Origin of the sequence: Pseudomonas sp. URIL14HWK12:I6, from assembly GCF_000514195.1 — a bacterium.
In the GTDB taxonomy this organism is placed as follows: domain Bacteria; phylum Pseudomonadota; class Gammaproteobacteria; order Pseudomonadales; family Pseudomonadaceae; genus Aquipseudomonas; species Aquipseudomonas putida_A.
Map to the genome: position 1 here is coordinate 231,940 of NZ_AZVL01000006.1, position 26,232 is coordinate 258,171.

General features: G+C 60.6%; 26 protein-coding genes and 1 riboswitch. Of the genes, 11 read left to right on the forward strand and 15 right to left on the reverse strand.

Translation table 11 applies throughout. The features are described 5' to 3' along the window. Nucleotides 1–9: 9 nt before the first annotated feature. The 3 genes from H043_RS0112840 to H043_RS0112850 all read right to left on the reverse strand — a co-directional run bounded on the left by H043_RS0112840 (nt 10) and on the right by H043_RS0112850 (nt 5,251). Nucleotides 10–1,899, reverse strand: coding sequence for a DUF1302 domain-containing protein (locus H043_RS0112840; protein WP_027612199.1), 1,890 nt, complete (start codon nt 1,897–1,899; stop codon nt 10–12). Between the two features lie 337 nt (nt 1,900–2,236). Then, complete coding sequence (locus H043_RS0112845; RefSeq protein ID WP_027612200.1) at nt 2,237–3,919, reverse strand: fatty acid--CoA ligase; 1,683 nt, start codon at nt 3,917–3,919, stop codon at nt 2,237–2,239. 147 nt (nt 3,920–4,066) lie between these two features. After that, nucleotides 4,067–5,251, reverse strand: coding sequence for an MFS transporter (locus tag H043_RS0112850; protein WP_027612201.1), 1,185 nt, complete (start codon nt 5,249–5,251; stop codon nt 4,067–4,069). A gap of 100 nt (nt 5,252–5,351) precedes the next feature. On the opposite strand from H043_RS0112850, the gene H043_RS0112855 reads away from it, so the two are divergent. Beyond that, a complete protein-coding gene (locus H043_RS0112855) occupies nt 5,352–6,116 on the forward strand; it encodes a helix-turn-helix domain-containing protein (RefSeq protein ID WP_027612202.1) in 765 nt (254 codons plus the stop codon). A gap of 117 nt (nt 6,117–6,233) precedes the next feature. Here the strand turns inward: H043_RS0112855 and H043_RS0112860 are convergent, their stop codons facing one another. Next, nucleotides 6,234–6,863, reverse strand: coding sequence for a LysE family translocator (locus tag H043_RS0112860; protein WP_027612203.1), 630 nt, complete (start codon nt 6,861–6,863; stop codon nt 6,234–6,236). Between the two features lie 243 nt (nt 6,864–7,106). On the opposite strand from H043_RS0112860, the gene H043_RS0112865 reads away from it, so the two are divergent. From H043_RS0112865 to H043_RS0112875, 3 genes are all read left to right on the forward strand, one after another. Next, nucleotides 7,107–8,072, forward strand: a complete 966-nt coding sequence (locus H043_RS0112865) for a 2-hydroxyacid dehydrogenase (protein WP_027612204.1) — start codon at nt 7,107–7,109, stop codon at nt 8,070–8,072. Nucleotides 8,073–8,105: 33 nt separating this feature from the next. Continuing rightward, nucleotides 8,106–9,104: a class I SAM-dependent methyltransferase gene (locus H043_RS0112870; protein WP_027612205.1), complete on the forward strand. Its 999-nt coding sequence runs from the start codon at nt 8,106–8,108 to the stop codon at nt 9,102–9,104. Between the two features lie 40 nt (nt 9,105–9,144). Then, nucleotides 9,145–9,267: riboswitch (yybP-ykoY riboswitch) on the forward strand. Between the two features lie 88 nt (nt 9,268–9,355). Next, entirely contained in the window at nt 9,356–9,940 is a 585-nt protein-coding gene (locus tag H043_RS0112875; RefSeq protein ID WP_027612206.1) for a TMEM165/GDT1 family protein, read from the forward strand. A gap of 207 nt (nt 9,941–10,147) precedes the next feature. Here the strand turns inward: H043_RS0112875 and H043_RS0112880 are convergent, their stop codons facing one another. Continuing rightward, nucleotides 10,148–10,966, reverse strand: a complete 819-nt coding sequence (locus H043_RS0112880) for a M48 family metallopeptidase (protein WP_027612207.1) — start codon at nt 10,964–10,966, stop codon at nt 10,148–10,150. 263 nt (nt 10,967–11,229) lie between these two features. On the opposite strand from H043_RS0112880, the gene H043_RS0112885 reads away from it, so the two are divergent. Continuing rightward, entirely contained in the window at nt 11,230–13,371 is a 2,142-nt protein-coding gene (locus tag H043_RS0112885) for a methyl-accepting chemotaxis protein (RefSeq protein ID WP_027612208.1), read from the forward strand. Nucleotides 13,372–13,567: 196 nt separating this feature from the next. Here the strand turns inward: H043_RS0112885 and H043_RS0112890 are convergent, their stop codons facing one another. From H043_RS0112890 to H043_RS0112900, 3 genes are read right to left on the reverse strand one after another with little or no spacing between them, the layout of a single operon-like run. Then, nucleotides 13,568–14,191, reverse strand: a complete 624-nt coding sequence (locus tag H043_RS0112890; RefSeq protein ID WP_027612209.1) for an SOS response-associated peptidase — start codon at nt 14,189–14,191, stop codon at nt 13,568–13,570. Between the two features lie 36 nt (nt 14,192–14,227). Then, nucleotides 14,228–14,488, reverse strand: a complete 261-nt coding sequence (locus H043_RS0112895) for a DUF2007 domain-containing protein (RefSeq protein ID WP_027612210.1) — start codon at nt 14,486–14,488, stop codon at nt 14,228–14,230. A gap of 9 nt (nt 14,489–14,497) precedes the next feature. Next, complete coding sequence (locus tag H043_RS0112900) at nt 14,498–14,680, reverse strand: CPXCG motif-containing cysteine-rich protein (protein WP_027612211.1); 183 nt, start codon at nt 14,678–14,680, stop codon at nt 14,498–14,500. Between the two features lie 142 nt (nt 14,681–14,822). On the opposite strand from H043_RS0112900, the gene H043_RS0112905 reads away from it, so the two are divergent. Beyond that, nucleotides 14,823–15,986 carry a 1-acyl-sn-glycerol-3-phosphate acyltransferase gene (locus H043_RS0112905; RefSeq protein WP_027612212.1) on the forward strand — a complete coding sequence of 388 codons (1,164 nt, stop codon included), beginning with the start codon at nt 14,823–14,825 and terminating at the stop codon, nt 15,984–15,986. Between the two features lie 143 nt (nt 15,987–16,129). On the opposite strand, the gene H043_RS0112910 is transcribed toward H043_RS0112905, so the two are convergent. Next, the gene (locus H043_RS0112910; protein WP_007967709.1) at nt 16,130–16,408 is read right to left on the reverse strand and encodes a hypothetical protein; all 279 of its coding nucleotides are present in this window, start codon (nt 16,406–16,408) and stop codon (nt 16,130–16,132) included. Nucleotides 16,409–16,602: 194 nt separating this feature from the next. Between H043_RS0112910 and H043_RS0112920 the strand changes: the two genes are divergently transcribed. Further along, complete coding sequence (locus H043_RS0112920) at nt 16,603–16,809, forward strand: hypothetical protein (protein WP_027612213.1); 207 nt, start codon at nt 16,603–16,605, stop codon at nt 16,807–16,809. A gap of 106 nt (nt 16,810–16,915) precedes the next feature. Here H043_RS0112920 and H043_RS0112925 read toward each other — a convergent pair whose 3' ends face one another. Beyond that, nucleotides 16,916–17,500, reverse strand: a complete 585-nt coding sequence (locus H043_RS0112925; protein WP_003228101.1) for a YajG family lipoprotein — start codon at nt 17,498–17,500, stop codon at nt 16,916–16,918. 205 nt (nt 17,501–17,705) lie between these two features. Between H043_RS0112925 and H043_RS0112930 the strand changes: the two genes are divergently transcribed. Next, nucleotides 17,706–17,939 carry a hypothetical protein gene (locus H043_RS0112930; RefSeq protein WP_003228102.1) on the forward strand — a complete coding sequence of 78 codons (234 nt, stop codon included), beginning with the start codon at nt 17,706–17,708 and terminating at the stop codon, nt 17,937–17,939. Between the two features lie 709 nt (nt 17,940–18,648). Continuing rightward, nucleotides 18,649–20,157, forward strand: a complete 1,509-nt coding sequence (gene mqo, locus H043_RS0112935; RefSeq protein ID WP_027612214.1) for a malate dehydrogenase (quinone) — start codon at nt 18,649–18,651, stop codon at nt 20,155–20,157. 236 nt (nt 20,158–20,393) lie between these two features. Here the strand turns inward: mqo and H043_RS0112940 are convergent, their stop codons facing one another. The 3 genes from H043_RS0112940 to H043_RS0112950 form a co-directional block, all read right to left on the reverse strand. Continuing rightward, nucleotides 20,394–20,681 carry a PA4642 family protein gene (locus H043_RS0112940; protein WP_027612215.1) on the reverse strand — a complete coding sequence of 96 codons (288 nt, stop codon included), beginning with the start codon at nt 20,679–20,681 and terminating at the stop codon, nt 20,394–20,396. Between the two features lie 63 nt (nt 20,682–20,744). Further along, a complete protein-coding gene (locus H043_RS0112945; RefSeq protein ID WP_027612216.1) occupies nt 20,745–21,230 on the reverse strand; it encodes a hypothetical protein in 486 nt (161 codons plus the stop codon). Nucleotides 21,231–21,407: 177 nt separating this feature from the next. After that, on the reverse strand, nt 21,408–21,965 hold the full coding sequence (locus tag H043_RS0112950; protein ID WP_016987197.1) for a hypoxanthine-guanine phosphoribosyltransferase: 558 nt from the start codon (nt 21,963–21,965) through the stop codon (nt 21,408–21,410). A 161-nt stretch (nt 21,966–22,126) separates the two neighbouring features. Here H043_RS0112950 and upp point away from each other — a divergent pair, with 161 nt between their 5' ends. Both upp and H043_RS0112960 read left to right on the forward strand, forming a co-directional pair. Next, nucleotides 22,127–22,765: a uracil phosphoribosyltransferase gene (gene upp, locus H043_RS0112955; protein ID WP_003228118.1), complete on the forward strand. Its 639-nt coding sequence runs from the start codon at nt 22,127–22,129 to the stop codon at nt 22,763–22,765. Between the two features lie 2 nt (nt 22,766–22,767). Then, the gene (locus H043_RS0112960; protein ID WP_027612217.1) at nt 22,768–24,042 is read left to right on the forward strand and encodes a uracil-xanthine permease family protein; all 1,275 of its coding nucleotides are present in this window, start codon (nt 22,768–22,770) and stop codon (nt 24,040–24,042) included. A gap of 118 nt (nt 24,043–24,160) precedes the next feature. Here H043_RS0112960 and hemH read toward each other — a convergent pair whose 3' ends face one another. Continuing rightward, the gene (hemH, locus tag H043_RS0112965; protein WP_027612218.1) at nt 24,161–25,186 is read right to left on the reverse strand and encodes a ferrochelatase; all 1,026 of its coding nucleotides are present in this window, start codon (nt 25,184–25,186) and stop codon (nt 24,161–24,163) included. A gap of 13 nt (nt 25,187–25,199) precedes the next feature. Beyond that, entirely contained in the window at nt 25,200–26,102 is a 903-nt protein-coding gene (locus tag H043_RS0112970; protein ID WP_027612219.1) for a TIGR01777 family oxidoreductase, read from the reverse strand. Between the last annotated feature and the right edge of the window lie 130 nt (nt 26,103–26,232).

Genomic DNA, 26,232 nt, shown 5'->3' on the forward strand with positions numbered 1-26,232 from the left:
AAACTGTGCTTAGAAGTTCACGCCGACGCTCAAGGCCACGAAGTCACGATCGTCCACGGTCGTGTAGTCGCCGCCAAAGAAGTTGGTGTAGGCCAGGCTCGCCGTGTAGGTGTTCTGGTATTCGGCATCGAGACCGAGGCTGATGGCCTTGCGACCTTCCTCGAAGTTGCCGCCAGGGCCTGGCGAGTAACCTTTCACGTCGTGCGACCAGGCCACGTTCGGCTTGAGGTTCACACCGGCGAACACGTCGCTGTAATCCCAGATGGCACGAGCGCGATAGCCCCACGAAGTGGCCGTGGTGAAACCGTCGTTGTTGCAGTTGCTGGAAACGTTGTCGCGCGAAGCCCCCGGCCCGGCACCGTTGATGGTGGAGGTGTTGAGGATCTGCGAGCAGGTGTTGAGACCTCCCGTGGCAGGCAGTTCGCCCGGGCCGAACACCGGATCGCGGCCGTAACGGGCTTCGGATTTGCTTTCCAGACCACCGACGTGGGTCACGCCGACTTCACCCACCAGGGTCAGACGGTTGGCGCCCATCACCTGATCGAAGAAGTGCGTCAGGGTGGTTTGCAACTGGGTGATTTCTTTACGGTTGTAACCGTGCAGATCCTGGCCCGGCACGCCGTTGAGGACCGACGCGTTGGTCAACGCGCCACCCAGCGGACGTACGCCGGCGAACAGAATGTCGGTGGAGTTCAACTGCACCGGCGCATTCGGCCGGTAGCTGACCTCACCGCTCCACGCCGTACCGGTAGGCAGGGTGGTGGAGAAGCTCAGACCGTACAGGCGAATATCTTCAGGGTATTCGATGAAGTAGTTCGAGTTGCCTGCGACGACCAGTGGCCCCAGCGCCTGGAACGGCCCCGGCAATGCCGCCACGCCGTTATAGATCGACTGTGGCGCGCCGGTGGCGCTGAAGATCGGCGCACGGCTGTGGTAGTTCATGAAGTAAGCGCCGAACTCGGTGGCCAGCGGGTCGAACATGTACTTGGCGGAAACGCCCCACTGCCCGCTGTCACGCGCGTTGCGGTTGGGCGAACGGCGCACCAGCACGCCCTCTTCGTTGACGTCGACACCAGCGTTGGCCAATGGCCCGAGCGCGATGCCCGGAATGGTCGAACGCTTGTTCAGTACCCGCAGGTTGTCGTCGCAACCGGTGGTGACAATGTCCGGCTGCGAGAAGAACGTGCCGCAGTTGTCGGTCACGGTCTTCTGCCAGTCGATCTGGTAGAAACCTTCGGCCGAGAGGTTTTCGGTAATGCTCTGGGACACGTAGAACATGTTGACCGGGATCAGGCCTTCCTTGATCTCGGCACCCGGACGGCGGAACGCGGACACGTCGATCGGGTTGATCGAGTTGATGCCGCCACCGATGAAGGTACTTTCGCCCCAGTTCACCACCTGCTTGCCCAGACGCACCGAACCTGGCTCATCGGCAATCGAGTAGTTGTGGTAAACGAAGGCGTCTAGGATCTGCCCGCCGGAAGAGCGCGCCGCGACGTCGCGGTTGTGGTTGCTGACGTCCTTGTATTCCAGGTCCTGATTCTGCAGCGCGAAGTCGTACCAGTATTTGCCCCGGACGAAGACCCCGGTGTCGCCGTATTTCAGTTCCAGATCATGGATGCCCTTGAAGATCTTCGAGAAGACTTGCCCGCTCTTGAAGTTCAGGTGGCCGTTGTCGGAGGTCTGGGACAGGCCCTTGCCGCCGTTGTTGACACCAATAAGGTCCTTGTTCGGCTGCTGGGTCGAGATACTCATGCCCAGGGAGAGCGAGGAGTCGAACTGACCTTCGATTTCACCGACGTTGAAACTGACGCCGAATGCGGGCCCGGCGAGCGTAGAGGCAAGACTGACGGCCAGAGGCAGTTTAGCCCGGCGCCAGAACTGGTTTACTGATGTCATCGACGCTACTCCATGTGCATTATTGTTATGGCAGTGAGTACTTTTAAAAACGCCTGGAAGACCGGGAGCCAGTAGCCACCCGACGTCACTCCAAAGTTGCATCGCCCCTGTTCGTGCGTGTGCCCCGTTCTTAAAAATCCTTGAGCGGACTATAGCCAGCAGGGGGTACTGCTTGATCCCTCTAAAGTGTGATTTGCAGCTGCCGGCCACTCTGGAACAGTCCTTTCGCCAGTCCGACACATGTCGGCACGGCAAGGATGGCTGAATTTTTCGATTTAACAAGCCAAGCGCTTGCTTGGTGGGTCTGGCGCGCCGGTTTCGGCGCGCCAGCAGACACTCAAAGTGTCGAAAGGAAGGTGCTGTTGTTGGCCTGCCATTCGGTGATGTCGAGGCGGATGCGCTTCTTGTCGAGCTTGCCAACACTGGTCTTGGGAATTTCCGTAACAAGGGCGATCTGGCTTGGAATCGCCCACTTGCTCAAGTGCCCCAGTTCCACGAACGGCTTGAGGTGTTCCTTGAGCTCGCGCGCCCCGATCTCGTGCCCTTCGCGGATCACCAGCAGTGCAAACGGCCGCTCGCCCCATTGCGGATCGGCGATGCCCACCACTGCTACTTCGCGTACCGCCACATGACGGCTGATCAGGTCTTCGAGGTCCAGCGAGGAAATCCATTCGCCGCCAGTCTTGATCACATCCTTGATGCGGTCGCGGATGTCGATCACGCCCATGCTGTCGAGCGTTGCCACATCGCCGGTGTGCAGCCACCCACCGGCCCAGAGCTCGGCGCCCTTCTGCGGTTCGTTGAAATAGCCTTCGGTGAGCCACGGCGCGCGCAGCACCAGTTCGCCCTGGGTTTCGCCGTCGGCGGGGAGGAAGTTGCCCTCGGCGTCGACGATCGCCGCTTCCACCAACGGCCCCGGCACACCGGCCTTGATCCGGTAAGTGGTGCGTTCGTCTTCGGTGCCGGCCATCAACTCGTCGTTCAAATGCGCACAGGAAACCAGTGGCCCGGTCTCCGACATGCCGTACGCCGCCGTCAACTGAATGCCCCGGGCCTTGGCGGTTTCATACAGCGTGCGGTTCAGCGCACTGCCACCGATGACGATCTTCCAGCCGCCAAAGTCGGTGCCCTGCGCGCCTTTGGCGTTGAGCAGCATCTGCAGGATGGTCGGCACGCAGTGGGAGAACGTGACCTTCTCCTTGCGCCACAGCTCGACGAGGAACTCCGGGTCGTAACGCCCCGGATAAACCTGCTTGAGCCCGAGCATGGTTGCCACGTACGGCAAGCCCCAGGCATGCACATGGAACATCGGGGTAATCGGCATGTACACGTCGTTGGTGCCGAGCAGGCGCACGCTGTCGATCGCGCCCATGATCGTCGACACGCCCATGGTGTGCAGCACCAGTTGCCGATGGGTGAAGTACACGCCTTTCGGGTTGCCGGTGGTGCCGGTGGTGTAGAAGGTGGTAGCGACCGAGTTCTCGTCGAAGTCCTGGAAGTCGTACTGCGGGCTCGCAGCGGCCAGCAGTTGCTCATACTCGCCGACCAGGTTCGGCAGCTCGGCGGTCTTTTCCGGCAGATCGGTCAGCAGCAGGGTTTTCTCGACGGTGGTCAGGTGCGGCGCGATGGCCTGGTACAGCCCGACGAACTCGCTGTTGACCAGCACGAAGCGGTCCTCGGCGTGGTTCATGGTGTAGAGGATCTGCTCCGGCGACAGACGCACGTTGATGGTGTGGATCACCGCGCCGATCATCGGAATGGCAAACATGCATTCGAGGTAGCGATGGCTGTCCCAGTCCATCACCGCCACGGTGTCACCCGCCTTCACTCCGGCCGCCGTCAACACGTTGGCCAGCCGCGCCACCCGCTCAATCAGGGTCGGATAGCTGTAGCGCAACTGGTCTCGGTAGATGATCTCGCGGGTTTTCTCGTAACGGGCGCCGGACATCAGCAGCCGTTTGATCAGCAATGGATACTGGTAGGCCCCATCGGCCGGGGGAATGACGCGAGTCTGCAACATATGAATCCCTTTTCTGGCTGCACGGTGTTGGCGTAGAGAGCGTTACTCTAGAGCCGTTATACCCCAGTCAAATCAGCCGAAGGAATGATTTGCACAGCCGTACAAATGCTAGCTTTGCGCCAGCATTTGTCGGTATTTCAGCGCCGTTCAGGCCGCTTGCCCTACAGCCGCTTCTGAAGGCGTCCGTGGGAAAACCAGCGCAGCAAGGAAGGTCAATGCGCCGAAACCCGCCAGAATCAAGTAAAGCCCGACAAAACCATGGCGCGGTTCGATGTAGGCAATCAGCGGAATCGCTGTCGCACTGGCGCCGAACGACAGGCAGTAACGCAGGGCGAAAACCCGCGATTGCCACTGCGGCGCGACGAAATTGGCGACCATCGAGTCGTTCACCGTCACCTGACCGAACACCACGAACATGAACGCCGCACCGAGCACGATCACTGCCCAACCATCGACATACGCCATGGCGTACAACAGCGGCGCCTGAAACAGCGTCAACACAATAAACGGCCATTTCAAGCTGACTCGGTGCAGCACCTGGCCAATGCTCAACTGCGCCACTGCACCAAAGGCATACGCCAGGCTGACCACCACGCCGAGGGTTTGCGGTGAGGCGAACAAATCATGCAGACGTTCCTGAAACAGCTTCGGGTAGGTCATGGTGGTGGCGTTGAACACCACGCCACCGGTGGCCGTCGCCAGTGCCAGCACACCGAACACCATGAGCATCGAAATCCGCTGCCCGGCAGCGCCCTTCAGTGCGGTGTGTGGACGCTGCGGGATCGGCTCTTCACGCACCTGCACGGCAAAGCCGATTCCCAGCATGATCGCCACCACCCCCGGTAACACAAAGGCCGACCGCCAGCCGAACTGCGCCACCAGCAACCCGGTGATCAGCGCCGAGAACGCCACGCCGAGGTTGCCCCACATGCCATTGATGCCGATCTCCCGCCCGCGATTCTGCGCGTAGGCCACCAGCATCGCGGTGCCCACCGGGTGGTAGATCGCGGCGAAAATTCCGATCAGGGTCAACCCGATCACCAGCATCGTCGGGCTGGTGCTCAGCCCGGTGAAGATTGCCGAAGCGCCGATGCCGAAGAAGAACACCAGCATCATCTGCCGCCGGCTCCAGTGATCGCCCAGCCAGCCGGCCGGTAACGAACAGGCGCCAAAGGCAATGAACCCACCCAGCGAAAGGCCGATCAGCGCGGCGTAGTCGAGGCCGAAGGCCTGGGTCATGCCGAGCACGGCGGCGGGAAAAATCAGCATGAACATGTGATCGATCACATGGGCGGCGTTGACGTAGCGAATGACGTTTCGAGATTGATTCATGGCGGCACGCTTGTGTTTGTTATGGGCGGATTGTTGTCAGCGGCTTTATGCTAAGTTGGCGAAAAAGCGCATACCTGCCAACCAGGTCATCAAACCCGACATGTTGATCAGCCATTTCGAACACGGCCCGGTGAGTGCCTATCCCCGGGATTATCTGGACGGCGCGCACCAGCCGCTGCACCTGCACCGCGAGGCGCAGTTGCTGTATGCCGTCCGAGGGGTCATGCGCGTGGTGACCGACCTTGGTGCCTGGGTGATTCCGCCAAGCCGCGCAGTGTGGATTCCGCCGCAAGTCGCGCACGAGATTTTCATGTCCGGCGATGTGCAGATGCGCTCGCTGTTCATTGCCCCCGAGCTGTCACCGGCCAGCCTGCAACAGTGCTGCGTGCTGGCGGTGACGCCGCTGTTGCGCGAGTTGATCCTGCGCGCCGTTCAAGGCCCGCCGCACGCGGATAATCCGCTGATCCAGCAGTTGATGCTGGAAGAGCTCGCCAGCCTGGAAAACCTGCCGCTGCACATTCCAATGCCCACCGACCGACGCCTGCAGAACATCTGTCTGGCGTTGCTGCACACACCGGATCACCCCAACACCCTGGAAGACTGGGCGCAGCAGGTCGGCGCCAGCTCACGCACTCTGGCGCGGCTGTTCCAGCGACAACTGAAGATGAGTTTCAACGCCTGGCGCCAGCAACTGCGCCTGATGGAAGCGCTGCCGCGCCTGCTCGCCGGGGACAGCGTGCAGCGCGTGGCGCGGGATCTGGGTTACGGCAGCGCGCGGGCGTTCAGCGCGATGTTTCGCCGGTTGCTCGGGGACAATCCCCGGGAATACCTGAATAATCTGAGCAAACTCAGCGAGCTTGTGTAAGGCCCTGTGGGAGCGAGCCTGCTCGCGAAAGCGGTCTTTCAGCCACCAGTAATGTCGACTGATCCAACGCATTCGCGAGCAGGCTCGCTCCCACAGTTTTAAGTCGCGGTTCTGAGATCAATGCATCTCGGTAAACGCGATTTTCACGCCGAGAGCGATCAGCACCGCGCCCATGGTGCGGTCGAACCAGTGGCCCATGCGGGCAAAACCGGCACGTACACGTTGCTGACTGAACAGCATCGCCACCAGGCAGAACCAGAAAGCGGTCGCAACGGCCAGGTAAACCCCGTAACCGGCCTGCACCGCCAGTGGCGTGTGCGGGTTGATCACCACGGTGAACAGCGACAGGAAGAACAGCGTGGCTTTCGGATTCAGACCATTGGTCACGAAGCCCGAGGTGAACGCGCCGCGCGCGGTGCGCACGCCGGCCTCTTTGTGCAGATCATCGGTAACGGTTTTCGCTGGCTGCGCGCGCAAGGCCTTGAAGCCGATGTACAGCAGGTACGCGGCGGCGGCCCATTTCAAGGCGTTGAACAGCACGATCGACTGCGACACGATCAGGCCGATGCCGAGCAGCGAATAACCCACATGCAGGAAAATCGCCGTGCCCACGCCCAGTGCGGTCCAGGTGCCGGCGCGACGACCATGGGTCACGCTCTCGCGCACCACCACGGCAAAGTCCGGGCCGGGGCTGGCCACGGCCAACAGGTGGATCAGTGCAACGGTCAAGAACTCGGTCCAGTACATGGGGGCTCCTCTGGGGGTGATCATCAGCTTGAACACATCGCCTGAATGCTTTTCCCCTGTGGGAGCGGGCTTGCTCGCGAATGGCGTTGAGTCAGGCAACCTTTATGGGTCTGACACGCCCTCTTCGCGAGCAAGCCCGCTCCCACAGGTTTTGTGAGCACCTCGGGCACTGCGTAACGTTTTGTTTCATCTGGTAGGCTCGGCAGATTACGCCTTCCGTTCCCAGCACAAAAGGTACAGTTGATGACGAACCCGCGCCGCGCCGTATTCCTCGATCACCCGTCTCTGGATCTCGGCGATCTCGACCTCAGCCCGTTGCGCGCCTGCTTCAGCGACCTGCAACTGTTCGCCCAGACTGCGCCTGATCAAGTCGCCGAACGCCTGCACGGGGCCAGCGTGGCGATCACCAACAAGATCCGCATCGACGCCGCCGCAATGGCCGCCAACCCGGATCTGCAACTGATCCTGATCACCGCCACCGGTACCAACAACGTCGATCTGGACGCGGCTCGCGCCCACGGCATCACCGTGTGCAACTGTCAGGGTTACGGCACGCCTTCGGTGGCGCAACACACGATCATGCTGCTGCTCAACCTCGCCACCCGCCTCGCGGATTATCAAAAAGCCGTCGGCGAAGGTCGCTGGCAGCAGGCCAGACAGTTCTGCCTGCTCGACTACCCGATTGTCGAACTGGAGGGCAAAACCCTCGGCCTGCTTGGTCATGGCGAACTCGGCGGTGCGGTCGCGCGACTGGCCGAAGCATTTGGCATGCGTGTATTGCTCGGACAGATACCCGGCCGCCCTGCCCGCCCGGACCGTCTGCCGCTGAACGAATTGCTGCCGCAGATCGACGCCCTGACCCTGCACTGTCCGCTCAACGAACACACCCGGCACTTCATCGGCGCCCGCGAGCTGGCGTCGATGAAACCCGGCGCCTTTGTGGTCAACACCGCTCGCGGTGGTTTGATCGACGAGCAAGCCTTGGCCGACGCGTTGCGCAACGGTCACCTTGGCGGCGCCGCCACCGACGTGCTCAGCGTCGAACCGCCGGTCAACGGCAATCCGCTGCTGGCGGCCGATATTCCGCGGCTGATCGTCACTCCGCACAACGCTTGGGGCAGTCGCGAAGCGCGGCAACGCATCGTCGGCCAATTGACCGAAAACGCCCAGGCATTCTTCAGCGGTAAAGCGCTGCGGGTCGTCAGTTGATAAACTGCGGCACTTTTTTTCCAAGGAGCAGTTATGGATCCGCGCAGTGAAGTACTGCTTCGTCAGGCCGAGTTATTCCAGGGTTCGCTGTTGTTGGCCGGTTTGCCTGCCGACGATCTGCTCGGGCGCCTGCCCAATGCGTTCGGCTGGTGCTGGCATGCCGGCGATCAGGCCGCTCTCGATGCGCGCTTCGAAGGTCGCAGCCATTTCGGCGTAAACGTGCCGGAGCGCGAGTTCGACAGTGCCGTGGTGTTTTTGCCCAAGTCCAAGGATCTGACCGATTACATCCTCAATGCCGTGGCCGCACGTCTGCCCGGGCGCGAGGTGTTTCTGGTCGGGGAAAAACGCAGCGGCATCGAGGGTGCGTCCAAGCAACTCAACCCGTTCGGCAAGCCGCGCAAACTCGACAGCGCCCGTCACTGCCAACTGTGGCAGGTCACCGTGGCCAACGCGCCTGAAGCAAAATCGCTGGAAAGCCTGGCGCAGACTTATGAGCTGCCGCTGGCCGAAGGCCCGCTTAAAGTCATCAGCCTGCCGGGCGTGTTCAGCCATGGTCGACTGGACCGCGGCAGCGCCCTGCTGCTTGAGCATCTGGACAAACTGCCGAGCGGTCATCTGCTGGATTTCGGTTGTGGCGCCGGGGTTTTGGGCGCGGCGGTCAAACGTCGCTATCCGCACAATCAGGTGACTTTGCTCGACGTCGATGCCTTCGCCGCCGCCAGCAGTCGCCTGACGTTAGCGGCCAACGGTCTGGACGCCGAAGTGCTGACCGGTGACGGTATCGACGCTGCACCGATGGGTTTGAACGCGATTCTGAGCAACCCGCCGTTCCATGTCGGCGTGCACACCGATTATTTCGCCACCGAGAACTTGCTGCGAAAAGCGGCCAAACATCTGAAAAACGGTGGCGAACTACGCCTGGTCGCGAACAGCTTCCTAAAGTATCAGCCGCTGATCGAAGAGCATCTGGGCGTGTGTGCGATCAAGGCCGAAGGCAATGGTTTCCGGATTTACCGGGCCAAGCGCGGCTGAAAATTTGTTCTTGCTCTATCGGTTTTGCGAAGGCAGAATCCGCTCCGTCCTAGGGGAGTAGTCTCCCACGAGCGCCAAGCTCGTCCGGCATACGTCAACATACTTGATCCTCAGATCATGGCGTATGCGACCCAAGCGTCCGCACCAGACGGATCGCAGGGTTTGACAAGACCTATGACACGCACACCTTACCCGGGGCGGGAAGGCTGTACGTGTCATAGCCGTGTCGACCCGCCCCTTAGGAAATCCTGATGCTGGACTCGTTACTCGTTCCCACCGCAATCGTTGCCTTGGCCGAAATCGGCGACAAGACGCAACTGCTCGCGCTGATTCTCGCCGCTCGCTTTCGCAAACCCTGGCCGATCATTGCCGGTATCGTCGCTGCGACCCTGGCCAACCACGCGGCAGCCGGTGCGGTAGGCGCCTGGTTCGGCAGCTTCTTCTCCGATTCGGTGCTGCACTGGATTCTCGCCGCGAGCTTCACCGCCACTGCGCTGTGGACGCTGGTCCCGGACAAGATGGACGACGATGAAGCCAGCACCGCACGCAAGTTCGGCCCCTTCCTGACCACGCTGATCGCGTTTTTCCTCGCGGAAATCGGCGACAAGACGCAAATCGCCACCGTGATGCTGGCGGCGCAATACCCTGAGCTGTGGCTGGTGATTATCGGCACCACCCTGGGCATGTTGATTGCCAACGTGCCGGTGGTATTGGCGGGTAACTTTGCCGCGGAGAAATTGCCACTGACCTTGATCCGTCGCCTGGCGGCTTCGGCGTTCCTGATTCTGGCGATCGTGGCGGTGTACAAGGCAATGCAGAGCAGTGGCTGGATTTAACCCCCGTCTACTGAACTACCCAAAACCTGTGGTGAGGGGATTTAGCGAAACGTCGCACCGCCCCGATGGGGCGCGAAGCGCCCCCAAGCTGACCACCTCGGTGCACCCAGTACACCGCAGTCATAGGTTTTGGGGCTGCTTCGCAGCCCATCGGGGATAAATCCCCTCACCACAATAAAGCCGGTTCCCTTCAAGCCCCCGACGGACTCAGGACTTCGGGGCTTTCTCGTACAACGGCATCACCTTCGGAATCGCTGCCTGCAGCGAGGCGATCCGGCTGGACGAGGCCGGGTGGGTGCTCATGAACTCCGGCGGTGCGCCTTCCGAAGCCTTGCTCATCTTGTTCCACAAGGTGATCGCCGCATTCGGGTTGTACCCGGCGCGGGCGGCCAGTTCCAGACCGATCAGGTCGGCTTCGTTTTCGTTAGCGCGGCTGTTGGGCAAGGTCATGCCGTAATTGGCCACGGTGTCGGCCAGCGCCAGGCTGTCCTGCCCCAGACCGAGCAACGCACCGGCACCCTGCTTGGCCATTTCAATGCCATAGGCTTTGGACATCGCTTCACGACCGTGCTCGCGCAGGGCGTGGGCGATTTCATGGCCCATGACCGCCGCGATTTCATCGTCGGTCAGCTTCAGGCTGTCGATCAGCCCGGTGTAGAAAATGATCTTGCCGCCAGGCCCGCAGTTGGCGTTGAGCTCGTCGCTCTTGATCAGATTGACTTCCCACTGCCACTGCGCCGCATCCGGGCGGAAGTTCGGTGCCTGGGCGATCAGCCGGTTGGCAATCGCCTGAACCCGCTTGGCCTCCGGGCTGGTCTTGTCCAGCACGCCTTTGCTCGACGCCTCGCCGACGGTCTTCTGATAGGACTGGGCATACATCTGGTCGACCTCTTGCGAGGACAGCATGCTGAACATGTACTGCTTGCGCTCCACACCGACGGCTCCGCCGCTGGTGGTGTTGACCGACTGACAACCGGCCAGCAACAGCGCTGCGCTCAGTGCACTTACAACCAATGTCTTGTTCATTCAAAAGCTCCCTGAAAACCTGCCGCGTATCGTAGGGGGTGAATTGTATCGGCGCCAGATACAACAGACGTGTTGCAGCGTCTTTCGGAAGTTTCCCACCGCTGTTGTCGTAAAAAATTCACAGCAACCGGCAAGTCTGCTGCCGCTGCGTCGCGCACCGATCCATTTGCGACATCCTCCGCCCTTTGTTCCGCTCAACGCTCATGGCGCCATGCCTGCTGCCGATACAACAGCGCAGACGTCCTCTTGCGTGCGGAGCTCCCATGAAGTTCAAGTCGATCCAGTTTTCCGTCGCCGCCCTGGCCGGCGCCATCGTCCTCAGCGTGGTTGCCGCGCTGGTGCTGTACGCGCTGTTCTCCGGTGCCCGCACTCAAGACATGGTGCAGCAGCGCACTCAGGCGCAGTTCGAACAAGTCATCGAACAACGCCTGACCTCGCTGGCGCAGACCCAGGTCAGCCAGATCCAGCGCGAACTTGAAGCGCCGCTGCTGATTGCCGGCGGACTGGTGCGGGTCAACGCGCTGCTCGGCACACCGGGCGCCGACGGCCAGCCGCGCCTGAGCGTCAGCCGCGAGCAACTGATCAGCCTGATCAAGGAGAACGTCGAGCAGAACCCGAAGATTCTCGGCACCTACATCGGCTGGGAAAAAAACGCCCTGGACCACAATGACGCGGCCTACGTCGGCAGCGCCGTGACCGGTATCGATCCCGCCAACGGACGCTTCCTGCCGTGGTGGTTCCGCAATACCGACGGCAGTCTGGGCGTGGACAAACTGGCCGATGTCGACGATCAGAAAACCCTGTCCACCGGGGTACGTGCCAGTGAGTACTACCTCTGCTCCAAGGAAACGAAAAAGCCCTGCGTGATCGATCCGGCGCCGTACAAGGTCGGCGACAAGGTCGTGATGCTCGCCTCGTTCATTGAACCGATCATGCTCAACGGCGCATTCCAGGGCATCGTCGGCGCCGACCTGTCGGTGAACTTCATCCAGGACATGCTCCTCGGCGCCAACCAGAAGTTGTACAGCGGCGCCGGGCAAATGGCCCTGATCGGCGGCAACGGCCGGATCGTCGCCTACACCCAGGATCCGAGCAAATTCGGTGAAAAGGTCAGCGACATTCTCGACGCCGAGCAGATCGCCAACATGGCCAATCTCAAACGCGGCGAAGTCACCTACTCGGTCAACAAGGACAAGGGCCGCATCGAGCTGTACCTGCCGTTCGGCATCGGCCAGACCGACGCGCGCTGGACCCTGATGCTGCAAATGCCGTTGAACGCGGTGATGGCGGATCTGCAAAAACTCCAGGCCGACCTTGATGCGCAACGCAAGTCCGACACCTTCGGCATGGCCATGGTCGGCCTGATCATTGCCGCCATCGGTTTGCTGGTGATCTGGCTGGTGGGTCACGGCATCGCCCGCCCCTTGAAGCAGATGGTCGCCATGCTGGATGACATCGCCAAAGGTGAAGGCGACCTGACCCGTCGCTTGAGCAGTGATCGCAGTGATGAACTGGGCTCGATTGCCAAGGGTTTCAACACCTTCCTCGCCAAGTTGCAGGCGATGATCACGCAGGTGGTGACGTCGGTGCAGAGCGTCAGCGATTCCTCGGAGCACACTGCCGACATCGCGATTCGCACCAACATCGGCATTCAGAAACAGATGGCCGAGATCGATCAGGTCGCCACGGCGGTGCAGGAGATGACCGCCACCGCGCAAGACGTGGCGCGCAACGCCACTCAGGCTGCGCAAGCCGCCAGCCACGCGGATCAGGCTGCCGGCCAAGGCATGCAGATCGTCCGTGATACGTCGAACTCGATTGGCGTACTGGCGGTGGAAATCGGCAAAGCGGTGGAGGTGGTGCAGACGCTAGCCAAGGACAGCGAAAACATCAACGCGATCCTCATCGCGATTCGCGGGATCGCCGAGCAGACCAACCTGCTGGCGCTGAACGCAGCAATCGAAGCCGCGCGGGCCGGCGAACAAGGGCGCGGCTTTGCGGTGGTGGCGGACGAGGTGCGCAATCTGGCGCAGAAAACCCAGAAGGCCACCGAAGAAATCCAGAGCATGATCCAGCAGCTGCAACAGGGCACCCGCGATGTGGTGCGGGTCATGGAGGACAGCCAGCACCGCACCGACGAAAGCGTGCAGCACGCGGCGAAAGCGGCTGAAGCGCTGGAGACGATTACTCAGGCGGTGTCAGTGATCAATGACATGAATACGCAGATTGCCAGTGCGGCAGAAGAACAGAGCGCAGTGGCCGATGACATCAACCGTAACGTGATCAATATCGGTCAGGTGGCGAATGAAGTGGCGGGCGGTGCGGATGAGTCGAGTTCGGCCAGTGCGGGTCTGACTAAATTGGCGGAGCAGCAGCGGCGGCTGATCAATCAGTTCAAGGTCTGAAAAGCGAAAAGCCCCTCACCCTAACCCTCTCCCAGAGGGAGAGGGGACTGACCGAGTTGTCTCCCGTCATACATCGACCTGAAATAACCAGTCGATTATGGATTCAAAGCTGAGCGTTCAAGTCGGTATATTTCGTCAATATCCCCCAATCAGTCCCCTCTCCCTCAGGGAGAGGGTTAGGGTGAGGGCTTTTGACTTAACCCGGGGTCAGGCATTCCGGCCCATTGAGCTTCGGATCATTCACCAGATTCGCCAGCACCCGCTCGCGCAATGCCGCCGGCTCACTGGCGAGCAAGCCCTGCAGCACATGCAACGGCGTCGCGGGATCGAGCCAGGCCGCCTGCCCCGCCTCATCGAGAATCAACGGTCGGCGCTGACTGGCCGCCGGCTGCGTGATGACGGCGGTGCTCAGCCACACCTGCTCTTGCACCGGATACGCCTCCCAGATCGCCGCGAAAAACAGCGACGAGCCCTCCCCCGGCGTCAGCCAGTACGGGCGCTTGCGCAGGTTGCCGCGCCATTCGTAGAAACCGTTGGCCGGCAGCAGACAGCGGCGCAGGCGCAGCGCCTCGCGGAACATCGGTTGCTCGGCCACTGTTTCGGCCCGGGCATGCGCCGGTGTTTTCGACAGATCGGTCAGCCACGGCGGCGTCAGACCCCAGCGGGCGCGGGCCAACGCGCGTTGGCCGTCGGCCTCGGCACGCAGCATCAACACCGAATCATTGGGGGAAATGTTCCACTGCGCCTGCTGATCGGCGGGAAATCCGGGCAGGGCCGCGAAATCGCGGTTCCAGCGAAACAGGGCATAACGTCCACACATGGGGCAACACGACTCAGAAGTAAAACGAACGCCAGCCTAACAGACCAGCGTTCCGGGGAAGCTCTCCGGTTCATCGCCGGGCAGCGGCAGCGCGACATTGTACGCGGTGATCAGTTCGCGGGCGTATTCGGCCTGATCGTTTTCGACCGACAGGCCCAGCAGGCCGAAGATCGGCAATTCACCGGTGCCACCGAGCAGATCGCGACCCACCAGATGCGCCTCGATGCCCTCGCTGGCGAGCATGCCCTTGAGCATCTCGCCCTCCATCAGGTTTTCCGGCTCGTAGATTCGCTGCATGCGCGCCCCTCACTCGTTTTCGCTGAAGACTTCCAGAAACCAATCCTCGCCATGCACCTGCAATACGAACTTTATTGGCGCACAGCACACCTGACAGTCTTCGATATAGGTTTGATCACCGCCGGACAAGTCGACTGTCGTCTCGACCGTCTCCCCACAATAAGGACATTCGTATTCAGCGGCTTCCAGCATCGCGGTCTCCCAGGTGACTTGTGCGTATAATCGCCGGTCTATTTGCAGGGCTATTTTTGTCTGGCTACCTTTTCAGACCGTGCCCCGTTGGTTTTCGATCAAAACCTTTACTTACCCTAGCCGTTTCCAACAAGAGAGCATGATGGGCGAATTCGATGCCATCCGACCTTACGACGACAGCGAAGTACCTGCGGTACTGGCAAGACTGCTCGGCGACAAGGCGTTTCTAGATATCCTCACCCACTTCCGCTTCCCGCGTTTTGCCGGTGCCTTCGGCTGGATGCTCAAACCACTTATAGCCCATCGGCTGCGTCGTGAGTTTGCCGACGTGACCTCCGTGGCCACTTTGCAGGACAAAGTCGAGTTCTACGTCGACCACACCATCGAACGCGCCACTGATGGCGTGACCTACACCGGTGTCGAGCAATTCAAGTCCGGCAGCGCCTACCTGTTCATCGCCAACCACCGCGACATCGTGATGGACCCGGCCTTCGTCAACTACGCGGTGTACCACGCCGGCCTGCCGACCCCGCGCATCGCGATCGGCGACAACCTGCTGCAGAAACCCTTCGTCAGCGACCTGATGCGCCTGAACAAGAGTTTTATCGTGCATCGCTCGATCACCGGGCGCCGCGAGAAGATGGCGGCGTATCAATTGCTGTCGGCGTATATCAACCACTCGATCCGCAACGATTGCGCCTCGATCTGGATCGCGCAGGCTGAAGGCCGGGCAAAGGACGGCGACGACCGTACCGAGTCGGCGATCCTCAAGATGTTCCACATGAGCCGCAAGGACGAGCCGTTCGGCGAGGTCATCCAGTCGCTGAACCTGACCCCGGTGTCGATCAGCTACGAATACGACCCGTGCGATCAGGCCAAGGCCCGCGAGTTGTACATCCGCGCCACCACCGGCACCTACGCCAAGGCGCCGGGCGAGGATGACGTGAGCATTGCCAAGGGCATCACCGGTTATAAGGGCCGGGTGCACGTGAACTTTGCCGCGCCGATCACCGAGCTGTTCGAAGACACCAAGCAATTGGCGGTCGAGATGGACAAGCAGATTCTCGGCGGTTATCGCCTGTTCCCGGTGCATTACCTGGCGTACGCGCAGTGGGCCGATGCCGATCCGCAACTGAACGTGCCGAAGGCTGCCAAGGTGTTCCCGGCGGATGAACTGGCCAAGGCGCAGGAAGAATGGCAGCGCCGACTGGACGCCTGCCCTGAAGAGCACCGTCCGTATCTGGTGCTGCAATATGCGACGCCGGTGCGCAATCAGTACCGGGTGAAGGCTGGGTTGCCGTTGTAAACAGGCATAGCGGAGCCCCTGTGGCGAGGGGATTTATCCCCGATGGGTCGCGAAGCGGCCCCAGGATTCTGCCTGAATAATCATGGGCCTGCTGCGCAGGCCATCGGGGATAAGTCCCCTCGCCACAAGGTTTTGCATTCGCTTCAGAAGCGCGTGCTGATCCAGGAGACGATCAGGGCCAGGCCGAGGCAGGCAAAACCGAAGCGGTAGAAAAAGCGGTTCATGCGCAACGTCGCCCAATCCAGAATCGGCTCGGCATTCGGTTGAGCCTGGCGTTGCGCGGCGATGCTGGCCATGGCGCGTTGTTCACGACGGCGGGTCGCGTGCAGCAGCCAACTGCCCGGGAAGGCCAGGGCCAACGCCAGCAGGTTGATCAATTTGGCGGGATGGGCGGTAAACAGCGTCATCAAGTGCAGCGACATCACAGACCTCGGAACTGAATCGGTGTGGCAGGCGCCAGATCGACGACCGCGGCGCGGATTCTACCGAAACCCTCCGCCACTACCCTACCCTTTGCGACAAATAACCTGACAATCGACCGATGGCTGTCCTGTGTCACGGCATCGTCATTTACATCGGCCACCATGCGCGCCTCGAAACACACATGGAACGCGACATGCTGCACGCCGAAAACCAGGATCGCCTGTACCTCATCACCCCGACCGACGAACAACAAAGCCTCGTCGGCAGCCTCGCCTTCAATGTTCAGGATCGCCACTGGCTGGTGTATTGCGCCCTCGGCGGGCATCAGCATGCGGATTTGCCGGAGACGGATTTGCTGACGGGTGTCAGCGTGCTCGACTTCTACTCCCAGGCCGCCTGACACACGCCCCCTCCCACAGTTGTATGAGTATTCAGATAAATTTTGTGGCCACAAAAAAGCCCGGAGCCATCACTGGCGCCGGGCTTTTTCACATCAACCGCACAGCTTACTCGGCGAGGATCTGACCCACGGTCGGGTCCTTGAACAGACGGGTCAAGGCATCGCTCAACACGTCGCTGACCAGCTTGGTGTTGGTTTCCTGGTTCGGCGCCATGCCGAAACGCTGGTCCAGCGAAGCGCCGTAGCGGCCGCTGTAACGACGGTTGCCGCTCTGCACGTCGGAGCGGAAGGTCGCGCCGATGGTGGCTTCGGTCACGTACATGCCTTCTTTCGGCGACTGGTACTTCAGCTCGGTCAGGGTCACGGTCAGTTGCGGCGCGTTCATCCCGTTGCTGGTCGGGGTGAAGCCGAGCAGACGTACGGCGGCTTCAGCCTGCGCCTGCAACTTGGGCAGGATCTGCTCGCGCTGCACGGTGATCGCGCTGGTTTCCGGGTACAGGCCACCGCGGGTGCCGAGGGTTGGCGACGGACGACCGTCAACCACACGCACCACCACTTGCTGGCCATGGCCGACCGGGGCCAACTGCGTGGTCAGCTTCGGTTCCGGGCTCAGTTGTTGCGGGCTGTGGGCGCAGCCAACCAGGGTCAAACTGGTCACAGTGATCAAACCGAACAACAGGCGTTGCAACATGCTCTTTTCTCCAGAATCAGGCACAAACAGGCCGGCAGTATAGCGGTGGGCCACTGCGGGTCACCAGCACCCGACAGTGAATACTCAAATGTCTGACAAACCCGTGAGAATGCGGTTCCTGTCACAGATTGTTCACCGCCCATACACCTCGGCGTCACGGCCGCCAGGCAAGCTTCAAACCAGTCCTCCAACAAGGTACTCGGCCATGCGTTATCTGATCTCGTTGTTCGCCCCACGCCCACTGCACCGCAGTTTTGCCCTGCTCGATCGCAACGGTCATTGCCAGGCATTCAAGCAGTGCAGCCTGCAGCCGATGGGCGATGGCTGGGTGGAAATCGAAGAAATCCGTCTCAACTGGTTGCACCAGCCACTGCCCGCCAGCGCCCGCGTCATACCGTCGCAGCCCCGCGCACGCGTGCAAGCGATGTTGAGCATCTGACCGGATGCCTAATAAAAGTCATTAAACACGAGCAACTGCCCGCATTTCTTCGATACAATCTCCCCCCGATTATAAGGACGTCTCCTGATCGGGCCCCGCAACACCGTCAATGCGCATGCATCGACACCCAAATCGCCCACAGAGAGCCGCCCACACAGATCGAGTGAAGTTGGCGCGCTTGCCTGTTCTTCCGGCAAAAACCCCGCTTTTCGCGAATCTGCAGAGCTGTCATGACGCTCGGCCACCGCGTTGTTTTGCCCTTGCGGGCAGGGTGCCAGGCCTGGACAGCCCTTTTTTGAGGTTCACGTCTTCAAAAGAGCGTGAAAAAAACGGGTTTTCACAACTTCACAAGAGTGTGGCGAGCAAATGAAAAGTTTTGCGTCTGAACATGCACCATTAGCGTCTGAAACAGCCCAACGACACAGGACCGGGTATACCTCGAACATCGGAGCCTGAAGCCTGTCCGCTACGGATTTGGTTGCACAAAAACGGATGTCTCGACCATAAGTCGAATTGCCAGCCGCGTGCTGAAATGAGTTCATGGAGCTCTTGAAGCCAGGCCGCATGCATCCGTCGAAGTTGCGAAAAATTGCGAAGATTCGGACATGACGAACCTGACCATGGGTATCCGGGGCGCAACTGACCTGCCCCGTCACTCCCTGGCAGCCATGCCGACAATTTGGTGCTGCAGATTTTGGAGACGCGTTAAATGGCGCATAACGAAGCAGTCGACGTAGTTCTGGTTGGGGCCGGCATCATGAGTGCCACCCTGGCAGTACTGCTCAAAGAGCTCGACCCGGCGATCAAGCTGGAAGTCGTCGAGTTGATGGATTCCGGTGCTGCGGAGAGTTCCAACCCGTGGAACAACGCCGGTACCGGCCACGCCGGCCTGTGCGAGCTGAACTACACGCCGCAGGCAGCCGACGGCAGCGTCGATATCAAGAAAGCCGTGCACATCAACACCCAGTTCGAAGTGTCCAAACAGTTCTGGTCGTACCTGACCAAGAAAGGCACCTTCGGCTCGTGCAAATCCTTCATCAGCCCGGTACCGCACCTGAGCTTCGTTCAGGGTGACAAAGGCGTGTCGTTCCTCAAGGAACGCTTCAACGTGCTGCACAAGCACCACGCCTTCTCCGACATGGAATACACCGAAGACAAGGCCAAGATGGCCGAGTGGATGCCGCTGATGATGCCGGGCCGCTCGCCGGATGAAGTCCTGGCCGCCACCCGCGTGATGAATGGCACCGACGTCAACTTCGGCGCTCTGACCAATCAGTTGCTCAAGCACCTGACCAGTGCACCGGACACCCAGGTCAAATACTGCAAGCGCGTCACCGGCCTCAAGCGTAACGGCGCCGGCTGGACCGTCAGCATCAAGGACGTCAACAGCGGCGCCAGCCGTGAAGTCGACGCCAAGTTCGTCTTCCTCGGCGCCGGTGGCGCGGCCCTGCCGCTGCTGCAGGCTTCGGGCATCGAAGAAAGCAAAGGCTTCGGCGGCTTCCCGATCAGCGGGCAGTGGCTGCGTTGCGACAACCCGGAAGTGGTCAAGCACCACCAGGCCAAGGTCTACAGCCAGGCGGCCGTCGGTTCGCCACCGATGTCGGTGCCGCACCTGGACACCCGTGTGGTCGACGGCAAGAAATCCCTGCTGTTCGGGCCATACGCCGGTTTCACCACCAAGTTCCTCAAGCACGGCTCCTTCATGGACCTGCCGCTGTCGGTTCGCGCCGGCAACATCGGACCGATGCTGGCGGTGGCGAAAAACAACATGGACCTGACCAAGTACCTGGTCAGCGAAGTGATGCAATCGATGGAGCAGCGTCTGGAATCCCTGCGCCGCTTCTACCCGGAGGCGAAAGCCGAAGACTGGCGTCTGGAAGTGGCCGGCCAACGGGTACAGATCATCAAGAAAGACCCGAAAAAGGGCGGCATCCTGCAATTTGGTACCGAACTGGTCGCGGCGAAGGACGGCTCCCTCGCCGCCCTGCTCGGCGCTTCGCCAGGCGCTTCGGTGACCGTTTCGATCATGCTCGAGCTGATCGAGAAATGCTTCCCGGCCAAGGCCAAGGGTGAGTGGGCGGCCAAACTGGCGGAAATCTTCCCGGCCCGCGAGAAGGTTCTGGAAACCGATGCTGCGCTGTATCGCAAGATCAACACGCAGAACAACATCGCCCTGGAACTGGTTGAAGAAAGCAGCGAGACCCCAAGCTTCGCTTGATCTTGCGCCATAAAAAAACGCCCCGTACTCGGTGAGTGCGGGGCGTTTTTTTTGCTGGGATAAAAACCAATACTGCTGGCTCACCAACACTTGTGGTGAGGGGATTTATCCCCGATCGGCTGCGCAGCAGTCGCAAAACCATTGATGCGATTTACCTGACACCCTTGCACTCAGGCTTCGGGGCCGCTACGCAGCCCATCGGGGATAAATCCCCTCGCCACAGATATCGGGTGATCTCAACCGCGAGCCTTGTCGATCAGCTCGATGTATTCCGGGGCATTACGCTGATCCTTGATCTGATCAACAAACGTTTGGCCCTGCGCGTCCTTGCCATCCACGTCGTAACCGGCCGCCACGAAGAACGTCAGGAAGCGCTCGAAATCGTCGATGCGCAGGCCACGGTAGGCCTTGATCAGTTTGTGCAGCGACGGCGAAGTGGCGTCGACCGGTTCAAAATCGAGGAACAGCTTGATCTGCTCATCGCCGATCTCGTCACCAATCACCTGTTTCTTATCTTTACGCATTGCCGACTCCAGCTCGCAGACATTACACGGGGCGGGCAGTTTACCCCTGCCCAGCCACCAGGCTCAACGCGCACGAACGGCCCCGGTGTGCAGATCGGCCCAGATGTGGCCGTTGGCGTAACTGAGGAACTGTACATACACCGTGTCGTTGCGCAGCAAATCGATCACAACCCGGTACTGGGCCAGCGGGTAAAACAGGGTCAGGGTTTTGCTCTTGTCGTCATAAGCCGGTTTTTTCAGGCTTTTGCTTTCGCCATCGAAATTGACCAGCACCTGGGCGATGGTTGCGCCCTTGTTCAGCGACTTACCCTTGAGGCGAATCATCAGCGGTGAAGTGACCGGAATCGGCTGCTGATTGGACTGGCGTTGCGCACCGACCACCACCGAATAATCGGTGACCTGCAGCAGTTGTTGCTGCTCGGGTTCGGCATCGCGCAGGGTCAGGTCGTCCGGCGGCAGGAATTGACTGTGCATCGGTGCCGGGGCGGCGGCCAGAGGCAGGCTGAGGGTCAGCAACAGGGCGGCAAGGCTGCGGATCAAGAGGCTCATGACAGGCTCCGGGGGCGGGGCCGAGCACTCTAGCATGGGTGTAGCAGATGGATCAGCACACACAAAACAACTGTGGGAGTGAGCCTGCTCGCGATAGCGTCGTATCAGTCAACATCAACATTGCTGACAGACCGCTTTCGCGAGCAGGCTCGCTCCCACAAGGGATAGCGCGGGGTCTTACATGCCTTTAACGGCAAAGATCCCGTTGGCGTTGCGCCAGTAGCCTTTGTAGTCCATGCCGTAACCGAAGATGTAGCGGTCAATGCACGGCAGGCCGACGAAGTCTGCCTTCAGATCAGGACGCGCCTTGCGGTCGTGATCCTTGTCGATCAGCACGGCGGTGTGCACTTTGCGTGCGCCGGCGTGTTTGCAGAAGTCGATGATCGCGCCCAGGGTGTGACCTTCGTCGAGGATGTCGTCGATGATCAGCACGTCGCGGTCGATGAACGAGACTTCCGGCTTGGCTTTCCAGAACAGGTCGCCGCCGCTGGTTTCGTTGCGATAACGGGTCGCGTGCAGGTAGGACGCTTCCAGCGGGAATTGCAGGTGAGTCAGCAGTTTGCCGGAGAAGATCAGGCCGCCGTTCATCACGCAGAACACCACCGGGTTGCTATCGGCCAGTTGTTCGTTGATTTGTGCACCGACGCGGGCGATGGCGGCCTCGACTTCAGATTCGGTGTACAGGCAGTCAGCCTCTCGCATGATTTGACGGATATGCTCGAGATCAGCGGACATGGCGCTCTCCAGGGGGATGTTTTCGGAAAAGCGGGCAAAGGTACGCATCCCGTGAGGTCGAATCAAGCCTTAATGGACTAACGTACTCAATGTCCTATAGGACATCACCCTCGGATAGATTAATCTAGGCCGGTTTTTTTGCCCGCCGCCGGAGTTTTTCCATGCCCATCCTCGAGATCCGCCACCCGCTGATCCGCCATAAACTCGGCCTGATGCGCCGCGCCGATATCAGCACCAAGAATTTCCGTGAGCTTGCTCAGGAAGTCGGCGCCCTGTTGACCTATGAAGCTACAAAAGATCTGCCGCTCGAATCCTACGATATCGCAGGTTGGTGCGGCACTGTGTCGGTGGAGAAAATCGCCGGCAAGAAGATCACCGTCGTGCCGATCCTGCGCGCCGGCATCGGCATGCTCGAAGGCGTGCTGAGCCTGATCCCGGGTGCCAAGGTTTCTGCTGTGGGCGTTGCCCGCAATGAAGAAACCCTGCAAGCACACACTTATCTGGAAAAACTGGTTCCGGAAATCGACGAACGGCTGGCGATGATCATCGACCCGATGCTCGCCACCGGCAGCTCCATGGTCGCGACCATCGATCTGCTGAAGAAAGCCGGTTGCAAGGACATCCGCGCAATGGTGCTGGTGGCCGCGCCGGAAGGCATTGCCGCTGTGGAACAGGCTCACCCGGACGTGACCATCTACACCGCTTCCATCGATGAGCGTCTGAACGAACACGGTTACATCATCCCAGGGCTTGGCGATGCCGGTGACAAGATCTTCGGTACCAAGCAGAAGGACGCGTGAGCATGCAGCAAGAGTTCAACGATCCGCTCTGGCGCACGGTGCTGTCCGGCGCCCAGATGCTGTTCGTGGCTTTCGGCGCCCTGGTGCTGATGCCGCTGATCACGGGTCTTGACCCGAACGTGGCACTGTTTACCGCGGGTCTGGGGACGATCCTGTTCCAGATCGTCACCGGGCGTCAGGTGCCGGTGTTCCTCGCGTCGAGCTTTGCCTTCATCACCCCGATCATTCTCGCCAAGGGCCAGTTCGGCCTCGCCGCGACCATGGGCGGCGTGATGGCGGCCGGTTTCGTCTACACCTTCCTCGGCCTGGCCGTGAAGATCAAAGGCACCGGTTTCATCGACCGGCTGCTGCCGCCGGTGGTGATTGGACCGGTGATCATCTCGATCGGTCTGGCCATGGCGCCGATTGCCGCGAACATGGCGATGGGCAAGGCTGGGGATGGTACCGAGCTGATCCACTACCAGACCGCGATGATGATCTCGATGCCGGCGCTGCTGACCACGTTGATCGTGGCGGTGTTCGGTAAAGGCATCTTCCGTCTGGTGCCGATCATTTCCGGGGTGCTGGTCGGTTTTGCCATGTCGTTCTATTTCGGCGTGGTCGATACCGCGAAGATTGCGGCGGCGCCATGGTTCGCCCTGCCACACTTCACCGCGCCGGAGTTCAACTGGCAGGCGATCCTGTTCATCGTTCCGGTAGCCCTGGCTCCGGCCATCGAGCATATTGGCGGCGTAATTGCCGTGGGCAGCGTGACCGGTCGTGATTATCTGAAGAAACCGGGCCTGCATCGCACCCTGCTTGGCGACGGCATCGCCACCACGGCGGCCGGTCTGTTTGGCGGCCCGCCGAACACCACCTACGCCGAAGTGACCGGCGCGGTGATGCTGACCAAAAACTACAACCCGAAAATCATGACCTGGGCGGCGATCTTCGCCATCACCCTGGCGTTCATCGGCAAGTTCGGCGCGCTGCTGCAAAGCATTCCGGTGCCGGTGATGGGCGGGATTCTTTGCCTGCTGTTCGGCTCGATCGCGGCAGTGGGGATGAACACTTTGATCCGTCACAAGATCGACCTCGGTGAGGCACGCAATCTGGTGATCGTGTCGGTGACCCTGGTGTTCGGTATCGGCGGTGTGCTGGTCGGCACCGGCACTGGCCCGGACGACTTCGGCCTCAAAGGCATCGCGCTGTGCGCGGTGGTGGCGATTGCGCTGAACCTGATTCTGCCGGGCAATGATGGCTGGAAGAACAAGAAGGCCGATGAGCCGCTGATCTAAGGGTCTGGATGCTTGTTGTCTGACAGATAGCTTTCGCGAGCAAGCCCGCTCCCACAGGGGATCTTCAGCGCACCGAAGATCAAATGTGGGAGCGGGCTTGCTCGCGAAGCTTTTGGCTTTAAAGCGCTAGCGGCGCTCGTTCACACAAGGTCGCCAACGCCTTCGCCCACTGCGGCTCGTCATTCAGGCACGGCACCAGCACCAACTCCTCGCCCCCCGCTTCGCGGAACTGTTCCTTGCCGCGATCACCGATCTCTTCCAGCGTCTCGATGCAATCGGCGACAAACGCCGGGCACATCACCAGAATCTTCTTCACGCCGCTTTGCGCCAGCTCGTCCAGCCGCGCTTCGGTGTAGGGTTCGATCCACTTGGCTCGCCCCAGACGCGACTGAAACGACACCGACCATTTGCCATCGGCAATGCCCGCGCGCTTGGCGAACTCGGCGGCGGTGCGTATGCACTGGGCGCGGTAACAGGTGGCCAGGACTGCCGGCGAAGCGTTCTTGCAGCAATCCGCGTTTTTCAAGCAGTGATTGCCAGTCGGATCGAGCTTGGTCAGGTGCCGCTCCGGCAAGCCATGGAAGCTCAGCAGCAAGTGATCGTAGTCCTGCTGCAAATGCGGGGTAGCGCTGGCGACCAGCGCGTCGATGTATTCCGGCTGATCGTAAAACGGTTGCAACACTGAAAGCTGCACATCGAGTTTGTTCTCGCGAATCACCCGCTTGGCTTCTTCGATCACCGTGGTGGTGGTGCTGTCGGCGAACTGTGGATAAAGCGGTGCCAGCGTGATGCGCTTGTGCCCCGCAGCCACCAGTTGCAGCAATTTGGTTTCAATCGACGGCTCGCCATAACGCATGGCCAGTTCCACCGGGCCGTGGGTCCACTGGGTGGTCATCTGCTGCTGCAGACGACGGCTGAGCACCACCAGCGGCGAGCCCTCCTCCCACCAGATCGAAGCGTAGGCATGGGCCGATTGCTCAGGGCGCTTGATCAGGATCAGCGACACCAGCAGCCGCCGCACCGGCCACGGCAGGTCGATCACATACGGGTCCATCAGAAATTGATTGAGGTAGCTGCGTACATCGGCCACCGAGGTGGAGGCCGGGGAACCCAGGTTGACCAGAAGCAAGGCGTGATCGGTCATGCATCGTCCTATTTCAAAGGCGGCCGGAGAGATCATCCAAAGCCGCGCGCAAATCCGTGAACTGGAAAGTGAAACCCGCTTCCAGCAAGCGTGCCGGCACGGCCCGTTGGCCACCCAGCAACAGCAATGACATTTCGCCAAGCCCGACCTTCAGCGCCAGGGCCGGCATCGGCATGAACGCCGGGCGGTGCAATACGCTGCCCAGCGTCTTGGCAAACTCGCGATTGCGCACCGGTTTCGGTGCGCAGGCATTATAAGGACCGCTCGCCTGATCGCGGTGCAGAAGAAAATCAATCAGGGCGATTTGATCATCGATGTGAATCCACGGCATCCACTGCCGGCCATTGCCCAACGGCCCGCCCAGCCCGAGTTTGAACGGCAGCAACAGCCGCGACAAAAAGCCGCCCTCGGCCGACAGCACCAGCCCGGTGCGCACCAGCACCACGCGAACTCCCAGGCCTTCGGCACGCTGGGCGGTTTCCTCCCAGGCAATGCACAACTGACTGGCAAAATCGTCAATCACTGGCGGTGAATCTTCGGTCAGCTCGCGCTCACCGCCGTCGCCGTACCAGCCAACAGCAGAACCGGAGATCAGCAACGCCGGTTTCTGCTGCCGTGTTTCCAGCCAGGCCAGCAGGGTTTCGGTGAGGGTGATGCGGCTGCTCCACAGCAACGCCTTGCGCCGATGGGTCCATGGCCGATCCGCGATCGGTGCACCGGCCAGGTTGACCACCGCGTCCAGCGGCTCGTTGCCGAAGTCTTCGAGACGCGCAATTGCACGCACCTGCGCGCCACAGATTTTCGCGACCTTTTCCGGGCGTCGACTCCACACCGTCAATTGATGGCCCTGCCCCGACCAGTGTCGGCAGAGCTGACGGCCTATCAAACCAGTACCGCCGGTCAGCAATATGCGCATGACTTCTTCCTCGCGTGGCGTTTTACCCGGATCACTAGTCTATTTTTATAAGCAGGGATCTTTTCTATCGGGCAGGCTCTATTGTTTAACCATAGGCCAAGCTGTCAGAACGAGAACGCTAGAAGTTATA